This is a genomic window from Pseudomonas sp. GL_093 (assembly GCF_057837605.1).
The window spans coordinates 5679865-5704884 of record NZ_CM174448.1; the positions used below are offsets into that span (position 1 = coordinate 5679865).

Consider the following 25020-nt stretch of genomic DNA (forward strand, 5'->3'; position numbering starts at 1 on the left):
CGCGGATCCTGGCTGAATGGAGAATTGAGCCATTAAACCCTCAACCCGCCATTTTGTGTACCCACGACTGAGACTGCCCCAGCGCCTGGGCGGCCGACACGTCCTTGAAGGTATGAAAATCCAGGCTGTTGACCACCAGGTCTTGCACCAACCCGGCAAAAATCTGCATGGCCGGGGTGCTGAAGTAAGCGGTCATGGCCTGCTGGTTCATCCAGAAACCGGACACCAGCCACAACTCCGGATCGCACTGCGAATGTTGCAGGGCAAAATTCAGGCAACCCGGTGCGCTGCGGGACGGCTCGATCAAGGCGCTCAGGCGCGCACCGAGTTCCGCCGAACGCCCGGCGCGGGCGCGGACAAAGGCCATATGACTGACGGGGATCTGCGTAGACATGTTCAACCCTCCCAGGTACTCGAGTGGCAGCCGTGGGACGGGCTGCGACAGGATCCAAGGTTAAGCGCGCCGGTGGAAGCGCGGTTAGTCGATTCCTGCCGGCTTATTGCACAATCCTGCGCGGCTTCTCGAAAAACCTGTAACAACCTGTAAAAGCTTTCGCGCCAATGAAACAGGGCTTTCAAGCAAGTTTTCCTTGGGTTGCCCTGTCATAGAGGTGCCGTTAATTCACTCCGTGCAGAATCAGGCAAGGTTGAGGCAGGATGTGTCTACCGCTTCATCTTGCACAAACTTAAGCTCGCCTCATTACCAACGCCTTGCCGAGGATGCCTAGCATGTCGTCGCTCGATCACTTTCAAGCCCCGCTGGACGCCGACATGGAGAAACAGCGCGCGGAACTGGCCGCTATCATTCGCCAAAACACGGCGGAGGATGGCACTTATGCGACTGCCGTCGGCTCGCTCTTCATGTCTCGCCATAGCCAGTCCCATGAATTTGCCCCGGTACTGGCGCAACCCGCGCTGTGCATCATGGCGCAGGGCCGTAAAGAGGTCAGGCTGGCCGATGAGTACTTCAACTACGATCCGCTGAATTACCTGGTGGTGTCGGTCTCGATGCCATTGAGCGGACGAGTGGTGAACGTCACGTCTGAAGAACCGATCCTCGCGGTGCGGCTGGATATTGATCCGGCAGAAATCTCCGCGCTGATCGCCGACGCAGGCCCTTTGGGCGTACCGACCCGCCCTACCGGTCGTGGACTGTATGTCGAACGGATCGACACCGCGATGCTCGACGCGGTGTTGCGTCTGGCACGTTTGCTGGATGCACCGAAAGACATCGCCATGCTCGCACCGCTGATTCGCCGGGAAATCCTGTATCGACTATTGCGTAGCCAGCAGGGTCATCGGCTGTACGAAATCGCAATCGCCAACAGCCAGAGCCATCGCATCAGCCAGGCGATCAAATGGCTTAACGGCAACTATGAACAGCCGCTGCGCATCGATGATCTGGCGAAGGAAGTGAACCTGAGCGTGTCGACGTTGCATCACCGGTTCAAGGCGATGACGGCGATGAGTCCGTTGCAGTATCAGAAGCAACTGCGCCTGCAAGAAGCGCGACGGTTGATGCTGGCGGAAGGGTTGGAGGCTTCGGCGGCGGGGTATCGGGTGGGGTATGAAAGCCCTTCGCAATTCAGCCGGGAGTACAGCCGTTTGTTCGGGGCTCCGCCGCTCCGGGATTTGGCGCGGTTGCGGTTGACCGTCTGATCTGGTTTTTGTGCTGGTTTTGCCGACCTCATCGCGAGCAGGCTCGCTCCCACAGTTGATCGCCTGTGAACACAGAATTTGTGAACACCTCAGATCAAATGTGGGAGTGAGCCTGCTCGCGATGGGGACAGTCAGTCAGGCGCCGAGTACGCGGCACGCCTCGGCAGGAAGTGTCACCGAAACCGGGTTGCCAATGCTCAACCCAAACCCCTGACACGGCGTACTCAACGCCGTAAACGACACCCCGGAACACTCCACGGTCGTTTCAATCGTCGCGCCAATATCACGCACGAATGTCACCTTACCGAGCAAGCGATTCCCCGCCGTCGCCTGCGGATGCGACAGTTGCAGGTCCTCAGGGCGAATCAGCATCTTCACTTTCTCACCGACCACGATGCTGCTGCAGATCGACACTTCCAGCGCATCGCCACCTGGCAACCCGATCTTGCCGTTGCCCAGTGCCGTGGCCGGGAAAATATTCCCCGAGCCGATAAAGTCCGCGACAAATTCATTGGCCGGGTGACGATAAATCTCAATCGGCGTGCCCACCTGCTGCACGCGATGCTCACCCAATACCACAACGATATCCGCCATGGTCATGGCTTCACGCTGGTCGTGGGTCACCATGATGGTGGTGATGTTCAAGCGTTGTTGCAGCTGACGGATTTCCACCTGCATCGATTCACGCAGCTTGGCGTCCAGCGCCGACAGCGGTTCGTCGAGCAGCAGAATTTTTGGGTGATTCGCAATCGCCCGGGCAATCGCCACGCGCTGACGTTGGCCACCAGAGAGTTTCGACACCGGACGGTCGATCATTTCCTGCAACTGAATCAGTTGCAGTAACTCCACCACCCGCGCCTGCTGATCAGCCTTGCTGACGCCACGCAATTTCAGCGGATAGGCGATGTTCTCCCCCACCGTCATGTGCGGGAACAGCGCCAGCGATTGAAACACCATGCCGAAATTACGTTGATGCGCAGGCGTGTGGCCGATGTCTTCACCGTCCAGGCGAATCTCGCCGCCGCTCAGGGTTTCAAGCCCTGCGATCATCCGCAGCAAGGTGGTTTTGCCGCAGCCCGACGGGCCGAGGAAACACACCAGTTTGCCCTCAGGCAAATGCAGGTTTACATCCTTTACCGCGCAGGCCGAGCCGTAATGTTTCTCGACGTTTTCCAGAATCAGACCAGTCATGTTGCACCTCAAGAATCAGAACGAAACGCCACCTTCACCAACCAGCTTCTCCAACGCCCAGATCAGGACGAAGTCGATCAGCACGATCAGCACGGCAAACGAGAAAACGGTTGGGTCGAGCGAAGACACGGTGCGGCTGTACATCCAGATCGGCACGGTCATGACGTCGATGGTGTAAAGGAAGTAGGTCACGGTGAATTCGTTGAACGAGACGATGAACGCCAGCAGCATCCCCGCCAGAATCCCCGATTTCATCAGCGGCACCACCACATCGACAATCGCCCGGGTCGGCGAAGCACCGAGCATTTGCGCGGCCTCCTCGACTTCGCTGCCGATGGAGAGCATCGCGGCGGTGCAGTTTTTCACCACGAACGGCAGCGCCAGGATCACGTGGGCAATCACCAGCCGCGAGGTGGTCATCTGGAACGGCAGGCTGTCGAACACCAGCAGCAACGCCAGCCCCAACACCACCATCGGAAACACCAACGGCAGCGACATCAATTGCAGCGCCACGGCTTTGCCGCGGAACTCGCAACGGGTCAGCGCATAAGACGCAGGCACTGCGATGATCGTTGCAAACACCATGGTCAGGCACGCGACCATCAGGCTGGTGGTCATGGCTTTGCCCAGGCTCAGCACGTCGCTGGCGTCCGGCGAGACGAAGGTGTGCCAGGCCGCTTTGTACCATTGCAGGCTGTAGCTGCTCGGCGGGAAGTCGAGGTTCGACGAGCCGCTGAACGACATTACGATCATGGTCAGGATCGGCAACACCGCCAGCAGCAGGATGAAGCCCGACAGGATGCCGGCAAACTTGCCGGTCTCGCTCGGCAGCAGCCCATAACGTTTCTTGATCAGGGTACTCATTGCGAAGCCTCCAGCATGCGCCGACGGCGGCCAGTGATGTATTCGGACAAGGTCATGATCGCGAGCGTGGTGACAATCAACACCACACCGGCAGCGGAGGCGGCGGGCCAGTTCATCAGCGGGGCGATCTGGTCATGGACCATCACGGCCAGCATCGGCACGCGTCGGCCACCGAGCAGCAAAGGCACCACGAAGCTGCTGGCGTTGTAGGCGAACACCAACGTCGCGCCAGTGATGATCCCCGGCATGCTCATCGGCAGCACCACCTGACGGAACACCTGCAAACGGCTGGCACCCAACGTTGCAGCGGCTTCTTCATAAGTACGGGCGACGCCGCGCATGGCGCTGGCAATCGGCAGCACGGCCAACGGGAACGCGGTTTGCACCAGGCCCATCAGTACGCCGTTCTGGTTGTAGAGCAACATGATCGGGCGCTTGATCAGGCCCAGGCCCATCAGTGCCTGATTGAGCATCCCGCCTGGGCCAAGAATCACCAGCCAGCCGTAGCTTTGCAGCAGCAGGTTGACCAGCAAAGGCAGCAGCACCGCGGCGAGGAAGATCCGTCGCACAAACGGTGAGGTCAGCCGCGACATGGTGTAGGCCACCGGGATCGCCAACACGACCGCGATCACCGCGCTGATCAACGCCAAGCGCAGGGTCAGCAGCAAGGATTTGAGGTAATACGGTTCCAGCAGTTGGGCGTAACTGGCCAGGCTGAACCCGGTCCATTCCGCGCCCTTGGTGCCCACGCTCATGCGCAGTACCAGCAGGCTGGCGGCGATCAATACGCCCAGAAACAGCATCGACGGCGAAAGGAAAATCCAGGCACGCGTCGTCGGCGAAACACCCCGATTGACGCGCACAGGAGCGGCGGCGACCGGATGAGTCAGAGGTTGGTGTTCCATAGCAAGGGTCTCGTCAATGGAAAGCAGCTGACAAACACAAGACTTGAAGCCACTTCGCCCCCTGTGGGAGCGAGCTTGCTCGCGATAGCGGTGTATCAGTCGACATCAATGTTGAATGACAGTCAGCAATCGCGAGCAAGCTCGCTCCCACAGGGGATCTTCAGTGGTTGAAGATCCTGTGTTCGTCACTCGATCAGGAAGAAAAGATTTCCGTGTAACGACGAATCCATTGGTCATGCACGGTGGCCAGGAAGGCGTTGTCGTGCATGATCGCCTTCTCGGCAATCTGCTCTGGCGTGAGGATGAACGGGCTCTTGCGCGCTTCGGCGGAGATGATCGCCTTGGCGTTGACCGGGCCGTTGTAGATGTCTTCAGCCATCTTGCCCTGCACCAACGGGTCCAGAGAGTGGTTGATGAAGGCGTACGCCATGTCGGTGTCGCCCGGACGGTTCTTCGGCATTACCGATTGCATCAAGTCGGTGTAGAAACCTTCCTTCATGCCAAAGGTTGCACTCAGACCGTAGGCCGGATCGCGGATCTGTTTCGGGAAGAATGCCGGCGCGTACAGGCCGCCCATGTCCAGGGAACCGGTGCGGAACAGCTCGGCGATCTGGTTCGGGTTTTCACCCAGGGTGACCACGCGATCTTTCAGCTCGGCGAGTTTCTTGAAGCCCGGCTCAATGTTGTGTTCGTCACCACCGGCCAGTTTGGCGGCGATGATGATCAGGTCCATGGCCTCGGTCCAGTTTGGCGGCGGCAGGAAGATGTTCGGCGCAGCGTCGGCGTCCCACAGGGCGGCGTAGCTGTCCGGCGCTTCTTTCTGAGTGCGCGTGCTGTAGACCAGGCTGTTGCACCAGAGCAGGTAACCGATACCGTGGCCATTGGCGCCGGTGCGGTATTTTTCCGGTACGTCGACCAGGTTCGGGATGCGGTTGAGGTCGGGTTTTTCCAGCAGGTTGGCGGCGGCCAGACCTTCGGCGCCGACGCCGGCCAGGGTGATGATGTCGTACTGCGGACGATCACCGCCAGCCTTGAGTTTGGCGACCATTTCCGAAGTACTGCCGGTACGGTCAGCGATGACCTTGCAGCCGTACTTGTCTTCGAAGGTCGCGGCGATGTTACGCAGGGCTGCCAAGCCGGTGTCATCGGACCAGGTCAGCAAACGCAGGGTCTTGCCCGCAAAGCGTGTGTCGCTGGCGTTAGCCTTGATGAACGGCATGCTCATAGCGGCCGCTGCCACCGAGGCTACGCCCACGGTTTTGATGAATTGACGTCTGTTCAGATCATGCTCGCCCATTACGGACTCCCTTTGTTTTTGTAGGTATGAGGCTGGTCGCAACCGTTGCATCTGCGCCGCCAGATCTGCTTCAAGCCCCCGTATTCACGGGGTTTGCGCTGAGCCGACGGGTTCATCCTGAGGTCGTGCAAAACACCTGACTATCGATAAAAACTCATTGAAGCCATGACGCCAGCGCATGCCTCATCACGAGGCATGCGCTGACCCTTTTCGAGCCGTCAGACCGCTCGAATCACGTGTTTGATTTCCTGGAAAGCCTGCAAACCCCACGGCCCCAATTCGCGGCCGATGCTGCTCTGTTTGTAGCCACCCCAAGCGGTCTGCGGGAAGATCACTTGCGGCGCGTTGATCCACACAAGCCCCGCCTGCAAGGCGTTGGCGACCCGATCTGCCGCTTCCGCGTCGCGAGTGACCACGCTGGCCACCAGACCGAACTGGCTGTCGTTGGCCAGGGCAATCGCCTCGGCTTCGGAGGCAAAACTGCGTACGCAGATCACCGGACCGAAAATCTCTTCACACCACAGCGCACTGTCGAGGGGCACTTCGGTGAAAATCGTCGGCTGCAAAAAATAGCCGCGCGGCAGGTCTGCCGGGCGATTGCCGCCGCAAACCAGCTTGGCGCCGGCACTCAAGCCGCGATCGATGTGGCCGAGTACGCGCTGGTATTGCGCCTGATTGACCAGTGCGCCCATTTCCACGTTCGGGTCGAACGGGTCGGCCACGCGAATGGCTTCGGCGCGAGCCTTCAACCGGATGAGGAATTCGTCCGCCAGTTCATCGGCGATCAGCACGCGGCTGGTGGCCGAACACATCTGCCCGGCGTTGAAGAATCCACCGCCACAGGCCACTTCCACGGCCAGTTCGATGTCAGCGTCTTTGAGCACCAGCAGCGAGGATTTACCGCCCAGCTCCAGGCTCACGCCCTTCACGGTTTCTGCGGCACGTTGCATGACTTGAACACCGACGGCGTTGCTGCCGGTGAAGGAAATCTTGGCGATGCGCGGGTCAGCCGACAACGGCGCACCGACGGCCAGGCCAGTGCCACAGACCAGGTTGAACACACCCTTGGGCAGACCGGCCTCGGCGATGATCGTCGCCAGTTCCAGTTCCGGCAGCGGCGTGACTTCGGACGGCTTGAGTACCACGCAGCAACCGGCGGCCAGGGCCGGGGCGAGTTTCCAGGCGGTGGTGACCATCGGGAAATTCCACGGCACGATCAGGCCGACCACACCGCACGGCTCACGGCGCACACGAGCGCTGAAGTCGTCGGTTGGCAGCTCCACATTGCTGTCTTGCTTGGCATCGAGCCCTTCGGCTAAACCGGCGTAGTACTCGAAGGTGGCGATCACGTCGTCGACGTCGATGGCCGCTTCGAACAGTGGTTTGCCGTTGTTGCTCGACTGCAAATGCATCAACTGTTCGCGACCGGCCTGCACGCCCGCAGCAATTCTGCGCAGGATCGCGCCGCGCTCGGCGCCGGTGGTTTTCGACCATTCCTTGAAAGCGTTGGTTGCGGCAGTGACGGCTTGATCGACAGCACGTTCATCGCCGCCGTTCACGGTGGTCAACAGGGCTTCGGTGGCCGGGTTGATCACGCGCAGGTGTTCGTTGCCAGCGGACCATTGTCCGTCGATGAACAGGCCGTCGAGGGTCGTAGGGAAAGTCATTTCGACACCGCCTTCATCCACACAGTCTGATCGATTTCAATCAGGGTCGGGCCCTGGCGATCGGCGGCGGCGCGCAGTGCGCTGCGCAGTTGCTCGACACCGCAGACGGCTTCGGCGGCACAGCCCAGCGCCTTGGCCACGCCGATGAAGTCCGGGGTGTAGATGTCCACGCCAACCGGTTCGATGGCGCGGTTGACCATGTATTTCTTGATCTCTTCGTAGCCCTGGTTATTCCACAGCAGGACGATCACCGGGGTGCGCGCTTCAACGGCGCTGGCCAGTTCCGGCAGGGTAAATTGCAGGCCGCCGTCGCCGATCAGGCACACCACTGGAGGACGCGCGCCGTTTTCAACGCTACCGCCGAGCCAGGCGCCAATCGCTGCCGGCAAGGCGTAACCGAGGGTGCCGTAACCGGTGGACGAGTTGAACCAGCGACGCGGGCGTTCCGGGTTGAACGTCAGGTTGCCGGTGTACACCGGTTGGGTCGAATCGCCGACGAAGACTGCGTTTGGCAGTTCGTGCAAGACGGTTTCCAGGAAGCGGGTCTGGGCCAGGGTCGGAGCGTCCCAGGTGGCGGCCAATTCGTCGCGCAAGCGTGCGGCACGGACCTGGCCCCAATCGTTACGGCGCTCGGCCAGCGAGTGGTGGGACAGTTCGCTCAGCAAGGCTTGAGCCGCGTTGCGCGAGTCGGCTACCAACGCGATTTTCGGCGGGTAGTTGCGCACGGTCTGGTCGGGGTCGATGTCCACACGCAGCAGCACGCCAGGAATCTCGAAGCCGCCGGCGAAGGTCACGTCGTAATCGGTCTCGGCCAGTTCGGTGCCGATCGCCAACACCACGTCAGCTTCAGCCACCAGAGCGCGAGTCGCGACCAGGCTTTGGGTCGAGCCGATCAGCAACGGATGGTTGGATTCGAGCATGCCTTTGGCATTGATGGTCAGGGCCACCGGGGCGTCCAGCAACTCGGCCAGTTCAGTCAACTCGGCGGCGGCATCGATGGCGCCGCCACCGGCGAGAATCAGTGGGCGCTTGGCACCGGCCAGCAGCGCGGTCATGCGGCTGATTGCGCTCGGCGAGGCACCGGCGCGGTCGATGTTGACCGGTACGCTGGCGAGCAGGTCATCGGCCTCTTCGACCAGGACGTCCAACGGAATTTCGATGTGCACCGGACGCGGACGGCCGGCCTGGAACAGTGCAAAAGCGCGAGCCAGGACGCCCGGCAATTCAGCCGCCGACATCAAGGTGTGGGAGAACGCCGCCACGCCACCGACCAATGCGCTCTGGTTTGGCAGCTCGTGCAGCTTGCCGCGACCTCCGCCCAACTGGCTGCGCGATTGCACGCTGGAGATCACCAGCATCGGGATCGAGTCGGCGTAGGCCTGGCCCATGGCGGTGGTGATGTTGGTCATGCCAGGGCCGGTGATGATGAAGCACACACCCGGTTTGCCGCTGGTGCGAGCGTAACCGTCGGCCATGAAACCGGCGCCCTGTTCGTGACGCGGAGTGACGTGGTTGATGCTCGAACGGGCCAGCCCGCGATACAGCTCCACGGTGTGAACCCCGGGAATGCCGAACACCTGCTCAACCCCGTAATCTTCGAGTAACTTGACCAATACTTCGCCGCACGTCGCCATGTCTTTGCCCTTCTTGTTCGTTTGAGACGCCGGACCTGCGCAGTGTTTATGATGAGTGGGCAGGTCCAGGGATGGCCTCATTGGAACGGGCGACACGTAGCCGCAACAATGGATAAAAAGTCATACTAGCCATGTCCTCACGTCATACCTTGGATCCCAATGAAACGATTGCCTCCCCTGCCGGCGCTGCACACTTTTCTGATTACCGCGCAGTGCTGCAACTTCACCCGTGCTGCCGAACAGCTGTACATCACCCAAGGCGCGGTGAGTCGGCAGATCGCCGGGCTGGAAGAACATCTGGGTTATGAACTGTTCATTCGCCAGGCCCGCGGCCTAGACCTGACGGCCGAAGGACGGGAATGGCTGCCACGGGTCCAGCAGATTTTCGGCTTGATCGACGAGGCGGTGGAGCAGATCGGCGAGAAGCGCGAAACCCTGCAACTCAAGGCCCCGACGTGCGTCATGCGCTGGCTGTTGCCGCGGCTGTTGCAGTGGCAACGGGAACGCCCGGATGTGCCGGTGGAATTGACCACCACGGTCAAGCACGGTGTGGATTTTCATCGCGAGCAGTTCGATGCAGCGGTGATGTATGGCGCACCGCCGGACAGCGCGCTGGCCTCTTTTCATTTGTTCGATGAGCAACTGACACCGGTCTGCTCCAAACCTCTGCTGGAAGGTCCAGTGCCGCTGATGACGCCGGAGGATCTGGAGCAGCACATGCTGCTGCACCCGACCCGGGATGAACGGGACTGGAAAGCCTGGCTGGCCACCGCGGATATTCGCTTGAGCAATGTCGGCAAAGGTCAGCATTTCGAAACGCTGGACCTGGCGATGTCGATGGCGTCCCAAGGGACAGGCGTGGCGATCGGGGATTGGTCGCTGATTGGCGATGATTTGAGTGCGGGGCGGCTGGTCATGCCGTTTGAATTGAAGGTGAAGACCGGGTTGGCGTATTACCTGGTTTTCCCGGAAAAACCCGGACCTTCGCCGAAGTTGCGTGAGTTGATGGGGTGGTTGGTGGCGCAGGCTCAGAGCCGCTGAGCCCTGCAGGCTTCGCGCGCAACCCTGTGGGAGCGAGCCTGCTCGCGAAAGCGGTGTATCAGTGCCATCAATGCCGAATGACACGCCGCATTCGCGAGCAGGCTCGCTCCCACATTAGTTTTCAGTGGGACTCAATACCCGACTGTGAACCGCTGCCGAGAATGCTTCGGCGCTTCCACTTCATCCAACATCGCAATCGCATAATCAGCAAAAGTGATCCAGCTACGCCCTGCACTGCTCACCAGCAAATCATCCTTGCCAACCCGAAACGCCCCCGTGCGCTCACCTTCGACAAACTCTGCCGATGGCGACACAAAGGTCCAGTCCAACTCTTTTTCCTGCCGCAGGTTTTCCAGAAACAGCGCACCCGCGCTGGCCTCAGCCTTGTACGCCTGCGGAAAACCCTCGCTGTCGATGACGCGTGTTCCGTCCGGCAGCAACAGCGATCCGGCACCGCCCACCACCAGCAAACGTTTCACCCCGGCCTTCTGCACAGGCCCGATGACGGCGCTGGCAGGAAGGGTCGCGAAGTGCGCAGCGCTGATCACCACGTCATGGCCCGCAACGGCCGCTTGCAACGCTTGGGCATCAAGGGCATCGACATTCTTGGTGACCACACCGGCCCGCTGGCCGATCTTCGAGGTGTCGCGGGCAATGGCGGTAACGCTGTGACCACGGCGCAGGGCTTCTTCCAGCAGTTGGCTACCGGCACGACCGGTGGCACCAATGATTGCGATCTTGCTCATGACGTTCTCCAGTGTGGATCAGTGTGAGTGGGTGAATCGGGTTACCACTTCATCTCGCCCTTGGCGACTTTGGCGCTCAGCTCAAGCGAGCTTTCTTCACCCAGCTTCGGGTAGCGTTTTTTCATCGCGGCGATCAGCGCGGCAGCGTCCTTTGCCTTGGCGGTTTCATCGTCGAACGCCTTGATGTAATCGGCGGTGAACTGCACGGCGGCCAGCGAACGGGCGCTCTCACCAAGGTAATGACCCGGCACGATGGTTTTCGGTTTCAGGGTTTCGATGGCGTGCAGCGTAGTCAACCAATCGGCGTGGGACTGCGGCGTCTGGGTGTCGGCCATCCACACGTGGATGTTCTCTGCGACGACGACGCCACCGACCACTGCCTTGATCGACGGAATCCAGACAAAGGTGCGATCCGGCTGCTTGCCCTCAAGCCCCACCACCTGCAACTTCTGCCCTTCGAGCATCAGGCTGTCGCCTTTGAGTACCTGCGGCACGATGGTTTTGGCCGGTACATCGGCGCCCATTTTCGGCCCCCAGAACGCCAGTTTGCCGTCGACGGTTTTCTGGATGTGATCCACCGTCGGCTGCGAGGCGAGCACTTTAGCGTTGGGGAATGCGGCGGTCAGGGTGTCGAGACCGAAGTAGTAATCCGGGTCACCGTGGCTGATGTAGATGATGGTCAGCTGCTTGCCGCTGGCGCGGATCTTCTCGACCACTTGCTCGGCCTGGGATTTGCCGAATTGCGCATCCACCAAAATCGCGTCTTTCTCGCCGCTGACCAACACCGAGGTCACTGGAAAAATCGCCTTGTCGCCCGGGTTGTAGACATCCAGGGTCAGGCTCGATGCTGCCGCTGCATGGGCGGCAAAACCGAGTGTGGCGGTGGCCAGCAAAATACGTTTAAGCGAGGTGAAGCCGATCATCTGTTGCTCCGTTGTCCGAATGCCGTGCTTGGCGATGGGACAGAGCTTAGTTGCATGACTCAGTACAAAAAATGCGATGCTTGAACATAGTTTGTTTCTGAAAGCGGGCAAATCATGGATCGTCTACAAGCAATGCGGGTGTTCGTCACAGTGGTTGACCTCGGCAGCCAGTCGGCCGCCGCCGATCACCTGGACCTGTCACGGCCGGTGGTTTCGCGCTATCTGGCGGAGCTGGAGGATTGGGTCGGCGCACGCCTGATGCACCGCACCACGCGCAAGTTGAGCCTGACCGCCGCCGGCAGTGAAATCCTGCCTCGGTGTCGGCAGATGCTCGACTTGTCCACGGACATGCAAGCCGCCGTCAGCGAACCGGACGAGGCACCACGCGGCCTGCTGCGCATCAGCGTCAGCACTTCGTTTGGTCAGGCACAACTGGCGGATGCTATGGCCGCTTACGTCAAACGATATCCCGGCGTCAGCATCGACCTGCAGATGCTCGACCGCACGGTGAACCTCGTGGATGAGCGCATCGATCTGGCGATCCGCACCAGCAACGACCTGGACCCGAACCTGATCGCACGACGGCTGACGGTCTGCCGCTCGGTGATCTGCGCCTCCCCCGCTTATCTGCTCGAACACCCGACACCGCGGCGGGTCGAGGATCTGAGCCAGCACAATTGCCTGACCCACTCCTACTTCGGCAAAAGCCTCTGGCATTTCGAGGAGGACGGCGAGCAGGTGTCAGTGCCGGTGCAGGGCAACATCAGCGCCAACGAAGCCAGCACGCTGTTGCGCGCGGCGATGGCCGGTGCCGGGGTGGCGATGCTCCCCAGTTATCAGGCCGGCGTGCATATCCACAGCGGCGAACTGATCCGCCTGCTGCCCCACGCCGAACCTCGGCAGATGAACGTTTACGCGGTATATGCCTCACGCAAACACATGCCGGCGGCGTTGCGCAGCATGCTGGATTTCCTGGGGCTCAGATTTCCGGAAGAGCCGGAGTGGGATATCGGCCTGTAACCGATCAGGCACAGGGGTTCATCAGTGTTCTGAATGTCGGGTTACATGTGCAAGCCGCGCGGCTGGCAACTCACTGGCGCTGACCTATGCTGAAAGTAGTACCGAAGGGTATTCGTTCAGAGGTCAACGCCATGAACATCAAAACAAGAAGATACCTCGCTATTTTCATCACCTGCGCGGCCACGCTCGCGCTGTATGGCACCGCGGCCTGGCGCGTCGAGCAGTTGCGACAACTGCCCCGTGAATACGCGAGCTGCAACTTCGAACGCTGCATTCCCCACAACGCGACCCTCAACGCCCTCAAGTAACGAAGGGGATCAGGCCTCGTTGTCCTGATCAGCCTTCAAGCGGTCGCGAAATGCCTTGGGCGAGATCCCCACTCGACGCCGGAACAGGCGCGTGAAGTTGGTCGGATCAGAGAACCCCAACACGTCGGACATTTCATAAATGGTCATGCTGGTATAGGTCAGCAAACGCTTGGCCTCCAGCAACTGACGCTCGTGCATGATCTGCAACGCCGGTTGTCCCGCCAGCTCACGGCAGGTGCCGTTGAGGTGGGACACGGAAATCCCCAGCCGATGGGCCAGGTCTTCGACCTTGACGTGTTGGCGATAGGTCTCTTCCACCAGTTGGATAAAACCGTTGAGGTATTCCCGGGCACGCTGCGGACGCTGGCTGGCGTTGCGACGGGAAATCACCTGGCGGCTGACCCACACCATGATCACGCTGACCAGCGAATGCATAAGCATTTCGCGAGCCGGCTGGTGGCCGGTGTATTCGTCTTGCAGCGCTGAAAACAGGCTGTTGAGGTATTCGCCTTCCTTGCCCGCCGGATAACTTTCGGCCTGGGCCAGGGCGTTCACCGAGTTGCCCAGTTGCGCCTGAAGATGGGCGACCAGCGGCGCGGCAAGGGTCACGACAAACCCTTCGACGTCCTCGGAAAACCGGAAGCCGTGCACCGACAGCGGTGGCAGGATCTGGATCGCCGGCTCGGTCAATTGCGTACGTTTGCCTTCGATTTCAAGCTCTGCCTGACCTTTGAATACGAAGAGCAACTGGCACAAATCGGCGTGACGATGGGGTTTGATTTCCCATTGGTGTTCGCGGCTGCGTTTGGAAATGGTTTCACAGTGCAGCAAGTCCGGGGTCGGCCAATCCAGGCTTTCACCGTAGAGCTTGAACACTGGAATCGAAGGTAGGTCAGGCTTGTTCATCACTTCAATCCAGGCCTCGGGGGTAGGCGGGCGATAATCGCACCGATTGGCAGAATGTACAGGTATCGGCTCAGTTTTCCCCTTCAATTGACAGACTCGCGAGAGAAAAATGCAAGCACTCGATCCATAAAAATTATTCACCGGCCCTGGTCGTGTGAAGCTTGCGAGCCATAAAAACAATGAAAACGCTGAAAACCCAAATCGCCATCATCGGCGCCGGTCCGTCCGGTTTATTGCTCGGCCAATTGCTGCACAACGCCGGCATCGACACCCTCATTCTCGAACGCCAGACCCCGGACTATGTGCTCGGACGAATCCGTGCCGGCGTCCTCGAACAAGGCATGGTAGAGCTGTTGCGCCAGGCTGGGGTGGGTCAGCGCATGGACGCCGAAGGGCTGGTCCATGGAGGCTTCGAACTGGCCCTCGACGCACGCCGCGTACACATCGATCTGCAAGCCCTGACCGGTGGCAAAACGGTGATGATCTACGGTCAGACCGAGGTCACTCGCGACCTGATGGCCGCTCGTCGGGAGGCCGGCGCGCAGACGATTTACGAGGCACGCAACGTCGTTCCTCACGGGATGAAAACCGAAGAGACGTTCGTGACTTTTGAGAAGGACGGCGAGCTGTATCGACTCGATTGCGACTACATCGCCGGGTGCGACGGTTTCCATGGCGTGGCCCGACAGTCGATTCCTGCCGAATGCCTGAAGGTGTTTGAGCGGGTCTATCCGTTTGGCTGGCTCGGCATCCTCGCTGACACGCCGCCCGTTCACGAAGAGCTGGTTTATGCCCGGCATGAGCGCGGTTTTGCCCTGTGCAGCATGCGTTCGGCCACCCGCACCCGCTATTACCTTCAGGTACCGGCCGACGAGCACGTCGAGAACTGGTCGGATCAGCGCTTCTGGGATGAACTCAAATCCCGTCTGCCTTCCGAGTTGGCAGCGTCGTTGGTCACTGGGCCTTCCATCGAAAAAAGCATCGCGCCGTTACGCAGCTTTGTCGTCGAACCGATGCAGTACGGACGGATGTTTTTGGTCGGCGACGCCGCGCACATCGTCCCGCCCACCGGCGCCAAGGGCCTGAACCTGGCGGCCAGCGACGTCAGTACGCTGTTCAACATTCTGCTGAAAGTTTACCGAGAAGGCCGTGTGGATTTGCTGGAGAAATACTCCGAGGTCTGCCTGCGCCGGGTGTGGAAAGCCGAACGGTTTTCCTGGTGGATGACCTCGATGCTGCACCGCTTCGACGATAACGACGCCTTCAGCCAGCGGATTGCCGAGTCGGAACTGGGCTACTTCGTCGACTCCGAGGCCGGTCGAAAAACCATTGCAGAAAATTACGTCGGTCTTCCATACGAGGCTATCGAATAGCCTGCTACCGACTTACACTGGCGAGCATCCCCGCTCGCCTTGCTCCTTGCGGGTCAATCACTGTCCGCAGGTTCTAACCCGTGACCAATCTCAACCAGCCTGAAACGCCCAAACCGGCCATTCGCAGCGTGTTGATCGCCCTGATGCTGGCAATCTTTCTTGGCGCGCTGGACCAGACCATCGTCGCCGTATCGATGCCGGCCATTTCCGCACAATTCAAGGACGTCAGCCTGCTGGCCTGGGTGATTTCCGGCTACATGGTGGCGATGACGGTGGCGGTGCCGATCTACGGCAAACTGGGTGATCTGTACGGTCGCCGCAAGTTGATGCTGTTTGGCATGGGGTTGTTCACGGTCGCTTCGTTTTTTTGCGGCATGGCCCAGAGCATGGAACAGCTGGTGCTGGCGCGGATTCTTCAGGGCATCGGCGCCGGCGGGATGATTTCGGTCAGCCAGGCGATCATCGGCGACATCGTGCCGCCCCGGGAGCGCGGCCGCTATCAAGGCTATTTCAGCAGCATGTACGCCGTGGCCAGCGTGGCCGGCCCGGTACTCGGCGGTTACATGACCGAGTACCTGTCATGGCGCTGGGTGTTCTTGATCAATCTTCCGTTGGGCCTCGGTGCCTGGCTGGTGGCCAATCGAACGCTGGTGGGTTTGCCAGTGCCGCAACGCAAACCGATCATCGATTACCTCGGCACGTTGCTGATGATCATCGGCTTGACCGCCTTGTTGCTGGGCATCACCCAGGTCGGTCAGGGCCATTCGTGGCGCAGTGCGCAAGTGCTGGGCCTGCTCGGTTGTGCAGTGTTGGTACTGGCGCTGTTCGTCTGGCATGAACGCCGGGCGCGGGAGCCGCTGCTGCCGATGCATTTGTTCGCCAATCGCAATGCGATCCTGTGCTGGTGCACGATCTTCTTCACCAGTTTCCAGGCGATCTCGCTGATTGTGTTGATGCCGCTGCGCTTCCAGAGCGTGACCGGCGCCGGAGCCGACAGCGCCGCATTGCACCTGTTGCCGCTGGCGATAGGTTTGCCGATCGGGGCGTATTTCGCCGGCCGCCGAACCTCGGTGACCGGGCGCTACAAACCGATGATTCTGACGGGTGCCCTGCTTATGCCGATCTCGATTCTCGGTATGGCGTTCAGTCCTCCCCAGGCCTTTGTGCTCAGTAGTTTGTTTATGTTGCTCAGCGGGATCGCTAGCGGCATGCAGTTCCCGACGTCCTTGGTCGGTACGCAGAACTCGGTGGCACAACGGGACATCGGTGTCGCCACCAGCACCACCAACCTGTTCCGCTCATTGGGCGGCGCGGTGGGTGTGGCGTTGATGTCAGCCCTGCTGCTGGCATTGTTGCAGGACTCAAGTTTTGCCCACCTGGCAGGGTCTTCGATGATTGCCGAGGGCAGTTCGGGGAACGTCTTGCTCGATGGTTTGAACGCCGCGCCGGGGGATGCGCAGAACGCCTTGCGTGCCGAGCTACTGCTGACCTTTCAACATTTGCTGATGGTTAGCGCGGCGGTGTCGCTGCTGGGGCTGGCGGCGGCGATTGCCATGCCGAATATGGTGTTGCGGGGGCGTGAGGATAAAGTCCGATAATCCCTCCGACTGATCGTTCCCACGCTCTGCGTGGGAATGCCTCAATGGACGCTCTGCGTCCGCTCGTGGGACGCAGAGCGTCCCGGGCTGCATTCCCACGCGGAGCGTCACTAGTGTCCGGTAAAAACCGAAGGGGGAGCTTGCTCCCCCTTGCTGTTGGCGGTCTTCAGTCATAATCGGATTTTTCAGACTCGATTTTGACTCATGTTTACCAGCACCCGCTTGGCCCAGCTGCTCAGTGCGATCCCGCGCCCGTTCCTCCAGCAATCGATCGAAAAGCACCAGGCTGATCGCTACGTCAAGCGCTGCACCTCCTGGCAATTGCTGGCGACAATGGTTTATGGCCATCTGACCCAAGCCTTGAGCCTGCGCTCCTTGGCGATTTATTCCGAAAACCTGGCCCCGCATAACTACCATCTCCAGGTCGGTCCCATCGCCCGTTCAACATTGTCGGATGCTTTGAACAAGCGCGATTACCGGCCGTTCCAGGATATCTGCCCTGTTGCGCGGCGTCAGTCGCCAGCAGCGCAAGGAAGCCGGCGCCATGGTTAGCCTGATTGATTCCACCTCGATCACCTTGCGTGGCCCCAACTTCAATGACTGGACTGCCGCGACGAAAACCCGCATCACGCAAGGGCTCAAAGTGCATGTGGGGCTGGATCTGGCGCAGTTGGCCCCGGTGTACGTGAGCATTACCCACGCCAACGTCAACGACTTGAGCGATGCGCTGGAGATGCCAATTCAGGCCGGCATGACCTACGTTTTTGACAAGGGCTACTGCGATTACAACTGGTGGCACCAGCTGCAGACCAAGGGCGCTTTCTTCGTCACCCGCCTGAAGAAAAACGCCAATATCAAGGTGTTGCACGAGCACTCAACTGTGGCCGAACAAGGCCCGGTCATGACCGATGAGGTCGTCCTGTTCGGCAAAAAACATTTGGGCGGCAAACGTTTGAATGACTACCGGGAAGAACCGGTAAGACGCGTTGTGGTTAAGCGCGACGGGCATGCCACGCCATTAGTCCTGGTGACCAATGACTTCACAAGAACAGCTGAAGAAATCGCGGACTTGTACAAAGAGCGTTGGAAGATCGAGCTGTTTTTCAAGTGGATCAAGCAACATCTGAAGCTCAAGCGCTTCTATGCCTTTTCCGAAAACGCCGTGCGCCTGCAAATTTACAGCGCCTTGATCAGCTACTTGTTGCTGCACCTGTTCCACCGGCGCTCAGGGTTTCCCGGTTCGTTGTTTGAGCTGACGGTTCGTATTATTCATGTCCTGCATGAACGGCCCGACGCTCAAGTGTTCAGAGAACGACGAAGGCCGCAGCGAGAAAAGCTGAAGGCTGCCCAAGGCAGCCTTCAGCTATGAAACATGTTTACCGGACACTAGTGACGCGGAGCGTGGGAACGATCATTGCTCAAGGGCTGTAATACCCGACAGCCACCAGAAAATGCCCGACCTTTTTCAGGTAGGCATGCTTGTCCTCGACCTTGCCGGTCACCGGGTTTTTCCAGCGGTACTCGTATTCGCCGTAGTCCTGCTTGGCCATCAGCGCCAGGATCGGCTCCCCAACCGGCTTGCCTTCCGGGTCCTTGATCTTGCTGAAATCGGTATTGATCAACCGCAGGTTGGTGCCGTGGGCGACATAACGCTGGTTATCCAGGTCGACGACGAAGACGTATAGGTCATCCTGCAAGTAACCGCCCTTGAGGGAGTTGATGGCCGTGAGCGTGCCCTTCTCGTCCTTGGCCAGATCGGTCGCTGCTTTGTTCAGTAACGCCATCGCCTGTTCCGCTGAGGCCCGTGGCAAGTAGTACCCCACCGCCAGGATCCGCTGACCGATGCGCTGGTAGAACACATGTTTGCGTTCGACTTTGCCGTCGGACCAGTTCTGCCAACGATATTCGGCCTGCTGAATGCCATTGCCCTCCGGCACGTTCAAAGCGTCTTTGAAGGCTTTCTGCAAATCCGGCCCGAGCACATCGGACACATCACGGCCAATCAACGCCGAAGACGGCCCGCCGCTGGCGAGCATCACGCCCTTGGTGTCGACCACGAACACGTAACGATCCTTGTCGACAAACTCGCCCTGACGGCTGAAAGCAGCGAAGGCCTTGTCACCATTGTCGTGGTAGTACGCCAAGGCTTTTTCCAGCAAGGCTTTGGCCGCCTGGCTGTCGTCCTTTTCCGTGCCGGCAGCTTGAACCTGGCCCAGGCACAGCAAAAGCATCACGCCCAGCAAGGCCATCCTATGCAAAAACCCCATTGCGCATCCCTCGTTCTTGTCGGTGTTTCAAGAGCGTAGACGGCAATGGGGTATGTATGGATATTCAGCGAATGGCAGTGTGTAAGGAAATCATTCCCGGGAAATCCGGGAATGATTCATGGCTCAAGGCCGGGCGCGCAGCTGCTGCTGCAGATTCTGGATCTGCGCCTGAAGGGTGTTGATGTTGCGGGTGACCTGGCTACGGAAGGCGTCGAATTCGGCGGTATTGGTCCCGCCTGGCGTCGCGGCCGGGCGATTGTCCTGTTGGCTTTTGAGGATGATGACTTCCTGCTCCAGACGCTCGATGGCGGCGCTCGGGTTGCCTTGTTTCTTCAGCGCAACGATGTCGGAGCCAAGACTCTTGAGTTGCACGTCGAATTTGTCTGTGTCCGCCGGGTTGCTTTTCAGCACGGCGACATCGCTGTTCAAGACTTTGACCTGAGCCTGCAACTGAATGGTGGCGGTCTGTTGCTCAGTGGTCTGAGTGGTCATCTGCGCCAAGCGCTTATCCAGATCGGTGGTTTGTGCGCTCATCAGTGCCAGGCGCTTGTCCAGATCGGTGGTCTGGCCGACAACGCCTTGCTGTTGTTTGCTTTGATCCTGGAGCTTGCTTTCCAGCTGTTTGATTTGCAGCTTCAAGGCTTCGCTGTCGCTGCTGACGTTGGTCTGACTGGCGACAACCTTGCCGGAAATGTCCTGCAAGCGCCCCGCCGCATCCTCACTGATACGCGCGAAACTTTCCTGGGTCGCCACCAATTGCTGCTCCATCAGCGAGAGCTGCTGAAAGCTCCACCAGGCCAGGCCTGCAAACGCGAAGAACAAGGCGCCGACCAGCGCCCACAGCGGGCCGGTGCTCGGGCTTTTGACTTTGACGACTGGCGTGGTCCGCGAATGCACGGAGGTACGAGCGCTTGTCGGAAAATCATCGTCGTCGAGGCTATCGGCACGCAGGCTCGGTACATCGTCGAAGTCGTCGTTGGCATCGTTACGCATGGACATTGAGTCAACCTTTGAGGAACGCGGTGATGGCTTGATGCGGCGCAGTATAACCCCCACTGCCGCATCGATTGACCCTCAACCCCGAACTCGGTTCAGTGCGGCGGCGCTAACCCGCGCGTCAGCGGATGTCCTGGGCCTTCCACCAGCCGCAGAATTCATCGAGGGCGGTCCAGAGACTGACTTTGGGATCGTAGTCCAGATAATGCCGGGCGCGGCTGATGTCCAGGGTGAAATTTTTGTTCATCACCTGCATGCCCAGGCGCGACAGGGTCGGCTCGGGACGACCCGGCCACAACTTGCACACCCCTTCGTTGAGCGCCGCTACGGTGTAGGCCAAGCCGTAGGAACGGTAGCGCGTGACCTGTGGGACATCCATCTTGCGCATCACGTAATTGACCACGTCCCACAGCGGAACCGGCGTGCCGTTGCTGATGTTGTAGGCCTTGCCCAACGCCGAACCACTGGCCAGCAAACTGCTGAGCAACGCTTCATTGAGGTTTTGCACGCTGGTGAAATCAACCTTGTTCAGGCCGTTGCCGATGATTGAGAGCCGTCCTTTACGCTGCATTTTCAGCAATCTCGGGAAGATGCTCATGTCGCCAGCCCCCGTCACGAAACGCGGGCGCAGGGCCAGGGTTTCGAGGCCGAACTCCTGAGCGCCGAAAACTTTTTGCTCGGCCAGGTATTTGGTCGCGGCGTAGGGATGCTTGAAGCGCTTGGGCACCTGTTCTTCGGTCAGCCCCAAGTGATCGCGGCCATCAAAGTAGATCGACGGCGACGACAAGTGCACCAGTCGCCGAACCCGCTGTTTAAGACAGGCCTCGACCACGTTTTCAGTGACCTGGACATTGCCTTGATGGAAGTCCTGATAGCGCCCCCACAAACCGACCGCACCGGCGCAATGCACCACGGCTTCGACGTCTGAGCACAGATCGCGTGCCAGTTCCGGGTCGCTCAAGTCCCCCTGGATGAACTCGGCGCCACGGCGCACCAGATGCTCCACACTTTCGGCCCGGCGACCGTTGACCCGCACGTCCAGGCCCTGCTCCAGGGCAAAACGCGCAAAGCGCCCGCCGATGAAGCCGCTTGCGCCGGTAACCAGAATCTTCATGAATTGCTCCGAATATTTCGTTTTGCGTTTTGCGTTTTGCATAGGGCGTGAGGTCTTGACGCTGCCCGTCAGTCCAACGGCACCAGCCATTGCTTCGACGAACGCACCAACTGATCGGTGAGTAACCCCAGCAACTGACCGCCATTGCGCCAATGATGCCAGTACAGCGGCACATCGATTGGCTTATCAGGTAAAAGCTCTACCAATACACCGCGCTCCAGTTGCTCGCGCACCTGCAGTTCAGGCACCAGGCCCCAACCGAGTCCCGCTTCCGTGAGGCGGATGAAGCCTTCGGACGAAGGGCATAGATGGTGTTCGAATCCGCCATCGACGCCGAGGGACGCGAGGTAGCGATGCTGTAGGAAATCGTCCGGGCCAAACACCAACGCGGGCGTTTTCGACAACAGATCGGCACGTACACCTTCAGGAAAATGCCGGGCGATAAAGGCCGGGCTGGCCAGCGCACGGTAGCGCATGGCCCCCAGCAAAACGCTGCGCGCGCCGGCCACCGGTCGCTCGCTGGCGCAGACGCACGCCGCGACTTCACCGGCGCGCATGCGTTTGAGGCCGACGGTCTGGTCTTCGACCACCAGATCGAGCAGCAGATGCTGTTCCGCACAAAAATCCCCGACCGCCACCGCCCACCACGTGGCGAGGCTGTCGGCATTCAAGGCGATGCGCAGACGTTCCGGCAGGCCTTCTTCGTCGAGGGCCGGCACCAGGGTTTGCAAGTCCCGTTCAAGCAAACGCACCTGCTGCACATGGTTGAGCAGCCGTCGGCCGATTTCGGTCGGCGCCGGCGGTGTCACCCGCACCAGCACCGGTTGGCCGACTCGCGCCTCGAGCAATTTGATGCGCTGCGAGATCGCCGATTGCGACAAACCGAGCACCTGAGCCGCACGTTCGAACCCGGCCTGCTCGACCACCGCGGCCAAGGCAGAAAGCAATTTATAGTCGAACATCAGTTTTCCTAATGAGCGATCAGCATGATTGGTTTTTCTTATACATCCTGACACCGGAGAATGGCCAGCAAGAACTCTTCAACAAGGATCATCGACATGGCTGGCGAAACTTCATTGGCAACCTTGCTGCGCAGCATGAGCCCGCAACTCAACGTCGGCGAATACGTGTTCTGTACCTTGCGCGACGGCAAGTTGCCGGCAGGTCTTGAGATTGTCGGCAGCTTTCGCGAGCAGGAAGGTCTGACGGTGATTCTGGAACGATCCCACGCCGAGAAGGCCGGTTTCAGTTTCGATTACGTCGCGGCCTGGATCACCTTGAACGTGCATTCGGCCCTCGAAGCCGTCGGCCTGACCGCCGCGTTCGCCACTGCATTAGGCCAGGCGGGTATCAGCTGCAACGTGATCGCCGGCTATTACCACGACCATTTATTCGTCGGCCAGACCGATGCCGAACGCGCCCTGCACGTGCTGCGGGACCTTGCGGCCAACGCGGAGTAAACATCTTATGTGGCAAAGCTATGTGAACGGCCTGCTGGTGGCCGCGGGGCTGATCATGGCGATCGGTACTCAGAATGCGTTTGTGTTGGCTCAGAGCCTTCGACGCGAACATCACCTGCCCGTGGCGGCACTGTGCGTGACCTGCGATGCCTTGCTGGTGGCCGCCGGGGTATTCGGCCTGGCGACGGTGCTGGCGCAGAACCCGACGTTGCTGGCAGTCGCCCGTTGGGGTGGCGCCGCGTTCCTGATTTGGTATGGCAGCCTGGCATTGCGTCGAGCCTGCTCGAAACAGAGCCTGCAACAAGGCGAAAGCCAGACCGTGCGTTCACTGCGCGCGGTGATGCTCAGTGCTTTGGCCGTAACGCTGCTTAACCCGCACGTTTATCTGGATACCGTGTTGCTGATTGGCTCCCTCGGTGCCCAACAAACAGAGCCTGGCGCTTATGTGGTGGGCGCGGCCAGTGCGTCGTTGCTGTGGTTTTTCACCCTGGCGCTCGGCGCGGCGTGGTTGGCGCCATGGTTGGCTCGGCCAAGTACCTGGCGAATCCTTGATCTGTTGGTGTCAGTGATGATGTTCACCGTGGCGTTTCAATTAATCGTCGCCAGCTGATTATTCCAAAAGGCTCTGGAACCTCTATTCCACACAGTTGTTGCGTGGTTATGCCGCACCCCCGGTGCTATGATCCGATCCGATGCGCCGCAAAGAGTACAAACTCCCCGGCGCTTGTCTGGCCGCCCGTGATCGGCCTTGCGCTCACCGCAACTGACCTGATTAGGAGAATCATCATGGCTTTCGAATTGCCGCCGCTGCCTTACGCACACGATGCCCTGCAGCCGCACATTTCCAAGGAAACTCTGGAATTTCACCACGACAAGCACCACAACACCTATGTCGTGAACCTGAACAACCTGGTGCCAGGCACCGAGTTCGAAGGCAAGACCCTGGAAGAAATCGTTAAATCTTCTTCGGGCGGTATCTTCAACAACGCCGCTCAGGTCTGGAACCACACTTTCTACTGGAACTGCCTGGCGCCAAACGCCGGCGGTCAACCAACCGGCGCACTGGCTGAGGCGATCAACGCAGCCTTCGGTTCGTTCGACAAGTTCAAGGAAGAATTCAGCAAGACTTCCATCGGCACCTTCGGTTCCGGTTGGGGCTGGCTGGTGAAAAAGGCTGACGGTTCCCTGGCCCTGGCCAGCACCATCGGCGCCGGCAACCCGCTGACCAACGGCGACACCCCGCTGCTGACCTGCGACGTCTGGGAACACGCTTACTACATCGACTACCGCAACCTTCGTCCAAAATACGTCGAAGCGTTCTGGAACCTGGTCAACTGGAAATTCGTGGCTGAGCAGTTCGAAGGCAAAACCTTCACCGCTTAAGATCGACGCCAGTCAAAAAAACCCGGCTTTTGCCGGGTTTTTTTATGGGCTCGGGAACTGACTGAACGCCTATTCCTGCGGATCGACGATATCCAACGCCCGATTAACGGCTAAGTCCGCCAACATGACGATCTGCGCGATGGCCAACGCCGTACTGCGCTGGGAGCCGGTCAGGTAGGTGGCGAAATCACTGGCCAAGACGTTGGCTGAAGCCAATGACTCACAGGCGTGGGCCAGGAGGGATTCGGTATCCATGTCGGGGGCGATCATGAACATAGTGTTGGGACTGTAGGGTTTGGTGGTGTTGAAGGGTGGGTCGGGGATTAATTTATCCAAGGGAATGCCTATGACGTTGGGTGCCATTCCCTCGCCGTTTCTCACGCGACGAAGAGGTGGCAGCTATGTGCGAGGTGAGAAACCGGTCATAGACACCCGGCCAGACCGAAGTCTGCCCGCACACAGCCGCCATAACGCATATGCAGCAGATAAACTGGCGGCAATTATGCGGATACTGGCGCTGGATGACTATGACTTGCCGAGTTCTCACACCCGATCGCTGATTTTCAGCGACAGCCAAAAGGTTATTGAACCCGCTTCCTACGGGCAACCTGAAAACCTCGTGGGAAAGGTCTGGTTTTTTTACCGCTGTTTAAACGGACGCATCCGTT

The 25020-nt window shown here is 59.7% G+C and carries 26 protein-coding genes; 11 read left to right on the forward strand and 15 right to left on the reverse strand.

Annotated elements, in window-relative coordinates; genetic code table 11:
- Positions 1–40: 40 nt before the first annotated feature.
- Positions 41–394, reverse strand: a complete 354-nt coding sequence (locus AC3IUE_RS26165; protein WP_046049698.1) for a putative quinol monooxygenase — start codon at positions 392–394, stop codon at positions 41–43.
- Positions 395–729: 335 nt separating this feature from the next.
- Between AC3IUE_RS26165 and AC3IUE_RS26170 the strand changes: the two genes are divergently transcribed.
- On the forward strand, positions 730–1659 hold the full coding sequence (locus AC3IUE_RS26170) for an AraC family transcriptional regulator (protein ID WP_046049699.1): 930 nt from the start codon (positions 730–732) through the stop codon (positions 1657–1659).
- Between the two features lie 135 nt (positions 1660–1794).
- On the opposite strand, the gene AC3IUE_RS26175 is transcribed toward AC3IUE_RS26170, so the two are convergent.
- The 6 genes from AC3IUE_RS26175 to AC3IUE_RS26200 form a co-directional block, all read right to left on the reverse strand.
- The gene (locus AC3IUE_RS26175) at positions 1795–2850 is read right to left on the reverse strand and encodes an ABC transporter ATP-binding protein (RefSeq protein WP_489264194.1); all 1056 of its coding nucleotides are present in this window, start codon (positions 2848–2850) and stop codon (positions 1795–1797) included.
- Between the two features lie 15 nt (positions 2851–2865).
- Entirely contained in the window at positions 2866–3714 is an 849-nt protein-coding gene (locus tag AC3IUE_RS26180) for an ABC transporter permease (RefSeq protein WP_489264195.1), read from the reverse strand.
- On the reverse strand, positions 3711–4619 hold the full coding sequence (locus AC3IUE_RS26185; protein WP_046049702.1) for an ABC transporter permease: 909 nt from the start codon (positions 4617–4619) through the stop codon (positions 3711–3713). The genes AC3IUE_RS26180 and AC3IUE_RS26185 overlap by 4 nt, the downstream gene beginning before the upstream one ends.
- Before the next feature lie 193 nt (positions 4620–4812).
- Positions 4813–5916, reverse strand: coding sequence for an extracellular solute-binding protein (locus tag AC3IUE_RS26190; RefSeq protein ID WP_056741351.1), 1104 nt, complete (start codon positions 5914–5916; stop codon positions 4813–4815).
- A 218-nt stretch (positions 5917–6134) separates the two neighbouring features.
- Positions 6135–7583 (reverse strand): aldehyde dehydrogenase family protein, encoded by a 1449-nt coding sequence (locus AC3IUE_RS26195; protein WP_489264196.1) that lies wholly within the window; start codon positions 7581–7583, stop codon positions 6135–6137.
- Positions 7580–9217, reverse strand: a complete 1638-nt coding sequence (locus AC3IUE_RS26200) for a 5-guanidino-2-oxopentanoate decarboxylase (protein WP_489264197.1) — start codon at positions 9215–9217, stop codon at positions 7580–7582. Before AC3IUE_RS26200 ends, AC3IUE_RS26195 begins: the two co-directional genes overlap by 4 nt.
- Positions 9218–9376: 159 nt before the next feature.
- Here AC3IUE_RS26200 and AC3IUE_RS26205 point away from each other — a divergent pair, with 159 nt between their 5' ends.
- Positions 9377–10258, forward strand: coding sequence for a LysR substrate-binding domain-containing protein (locus AC3IUE_RS26205; RefSeq protein ID WP_489264198.1), 882 nt, complete (start codon positions 9377–9379; stop codon positions 10256–10258).
- Between the two features lie 131 nt (positions 10259–10389).
- Here AC3IUE_RS26205 and AC3IUE_RS26210 read toward each other — a convergent pair whose 3' ends face one another.
- Together AC3IUE_RS26210 and AC3IUE_RS26215 are read right to left on the reverse strand one after the other, a co-directional pair.
- Positions 10390–11004, reverse strand: coding sequence for an NAD(P)-dependent oxidoreductase (locus tag AC3IUE_RS26210; protein WP_489264199.1), 615 nt, complete (start codon positions 11002–11004; stop codon positions 10390–10392).
- A 41-nt stretch (positions 11005–11045) separates the two neighbouring features.
- Positions 11046–11927 carry an MBL fold metallo-hydrolase gene (locus AC3IUE_RS26215; protein WP_489264200.1) on the reverse strand — a complete coding sequence of 294 codons (882 nt, stop codon included), beginning with the start codon at positions 11925–11927 and terminating at the stop codon, positions 11046–11048.
- 114 nt (positions 11928–12041) lie between these two features.
- Between AC3IUE_RS26215 and AC3IUE_RS26220 the strand changes: the two genes are divergently transcribed.
- Together AC3IUE_RS26220 and AC3IUE_RS26225 are read left to right on the forward strand one after the other, a co-directional pair.
- Positions 12042–12947 (forward strand): LysR family transcriptional regulator, encoded by a 906-nt coding sequence (locus tag AC3IUE_RS26220; RefSeq protein WP_489264201.1) that lies wholly within the window; start codon positions 12042–12044, stop codon positions 12945–12947.
- A gap of 131 nt (positions 12948–13078) precedes the next feature.
- A complete protein-coding gene (locus tag AC3IUE_RS26225) occupies positions 13079–13255 on the forward strand; it encodes a hypothetical protein (protein WP_170206612.1) in 177 nt (58 codons plus the stop codon).
- A gap of 9 nt (positions 13256–13264) precedes the next feature.
- On the opposite strand, the gene AC3IUE_RS26230 is transcribed toward AC3IUE_RS26225, so the two are convergent.
- Positions 13265–14161, reverse strand: a complete 897-nt coding sequence (locus AC3IUE_RS26230) for a helix-turn-helix domain-containing protein (protein ID WP_008156068.1) — start codon at positions 14159–14161, stop codon at positions 13265–13267.
- Between the two features lie 188 nt (positions 14162–14349).
- Here AC3IUE_RS26230 and pobA point away from each other — a divergent pair, with 188 nt between their 5' ends.
- The 4 genes from pobA (at position 14350) to AC3IUE_RS26250 (ending at position 18501) form a co-directional block, all read left to right on the forward strand.
- Positions 14350–15534 carry a 4-hydroxybenzoate 3-monooxygenase gene (pobA, locus tag AC3IUE_RS26235; RefSeq protein ID WP_489268954.1) on the forward strand — a complete coding sequence of 395 codons (1185 nt, stop codon included), beginning with the start codon at positions 14350–14352 and terminating at the stop codon, positions 15532–15534.
- A gap of 80 nt (positions 15535–15614) precedes the next feature.
- The gene (locus AC3IUE_RS26240) at positions 15615–17132 is read left to right on the forward strand and encodes an MDR family MFS transporter (protein WP_489264202.1); all 1518 of its coding nucleotides are present in this window, start codon (positions 15615–15617) and stop codon (positions 17130–17132) included.
- A gap of 204 nt (positions 17133–17336) precedes the next feature.
- Entirely contained in the window at positions 17337–17684 is a 348-nt protein-coding gene (locus AC3IUE_RS26245; protein WP_489264203.1) for a DUF4372 domain-containing protein, read from the forward strand.
- Positions 17677–18501, forward strand: coding sequence for an IS4 family transposase (locus AC3IUE_RS26250; protein WP_489264204.1), 825 nt, complete (start codon positions 17677–17679; stop codon positions 18499–18501). Before AC3IUE_RS26245 ends, AC3IUE_RS26250 begins: the two co-directional genes overlap by 8 nt.
- A 49-nt stretch (positions 18502–18550) precedes the next feature.
- Here the strand turns inward: AC3IUE_RS26250 and AC3IUE_RS26255 are convergent, their stop codons facing one another.
- The 4 genes from AC3IUE_RS26255 to AC3IUE_RS26270 all read right to left on the reverse strand — a co-directional run bounded on the left by AC3IUE_RS26255 (position 18551) and on the right by AC3IUE_RS26270 (position 22471).
- The gene (locus AC3IUE_RS26255) at positions 18551–19399 is read right to left on the reverse strand and encodes a cache domain-containing protein (protein ID WP_489264205.1); all 849 of its coding nucleotides are present in this window, start codon (positions 19397–19399) and stop codon (positions 18551–18553) included.
- 123 nt (positions 19400–19522) lie between these two features.
- Positions 19523–20398, reverse strand: coding sequence for an ATPase (locus AC3IUE_RS26260; RefSeq protein WP_489264206.1), 876 nt, complete (start codon positions 20396–20398; stop codon positions 19523–19525).
- A gap of 118 nt (positions 20399–20516) precedes the next feature.
- The gene (locus AC3IUE_RS26265) at positions 20517–21509 is read right to left on the reverse strand and encodes an NAD-dependent epimerase/dehydratase family protein (protein ID WP_461999701.1); all 993 of its coding nucleotides are present in this window, start codon (positions 21507–21509) and stop codon (positions 20517–20519) included.
- A 68-nt stretch (positions 21510–21577) separates the two neighbouring features.
- Positions 21578–22471 carry a LysR family transcriptional regulator ArgP gene (locus AC3IUE_RS26270; protein WP_008156078.1) on the reverse strand — a complete coding sequence of 298 codons (894 nt, stop codon included), beginning with the start codon at positions 22469–22471 and terminating at the stop codon, positions 21578–21580.
- Between the two features lie 96 nt (positions 22472–22567).
- On the opposite strand from AC3IUE_RS26270, the gene AC3IUE_RS26275 reads away from it, so the two are divergent.
- The 3 genes from AC3IUE_RS26275 (at position 22568) to AC3IUE_RS26285 (ending at position 24352) form a co-directional block, all read left to right on the forward strand.
- Positions 22568–22969, forward strand: coding sequence for an ACT domain-containing protein (locus tag AC3IUE_RS26275; protein ID WP_489264207.1), 402 nt, complete (start codon positions 22568–22570; stop codon positions 22967–22969).
- Positions 22970–22976: 7 nt separating this feature from the next.
- Positions 22977–23579, forward strand: coding sequence for a LysE/ArgO family amino acid transporter (locus AC3IUE_RS26280; RefSeq protein ID WP_056741337.1), 603 nt, complete (start codon positions 22977–22979; stop codon positions 23577–23579).
- 176 nt (positions 23580–23755) lie between these two features.
- Positions 23756–24352, forward strand: a complete 597-nt coding sequence (locus AC3IUE_RS26285) for a superoxide dismutase (RefSeq protein WP_046049719.1) — start codon at positions 23756–23758, stop codon at positions 24350–24352.
- Positions 24353–24421: 69 nt separating this feature from the next.
- Here the strand turns inward: AC3IUE_RS26285 and AC3IUE_RS26290 are convergent, their stop codons facing one another.
- On the reverse strand, positions 24422–24688 hold the full coding sequence (locus tag AC3IUE_RS26290; RefSeq protein WP_046049726.1) for a DUF6124 family protein: 267 nt from the start codon (positions 24686–24688) through the stop codon (positions 24422–24424).
- Positions 24689–25020: the final 332 nt, after the last annotated feature.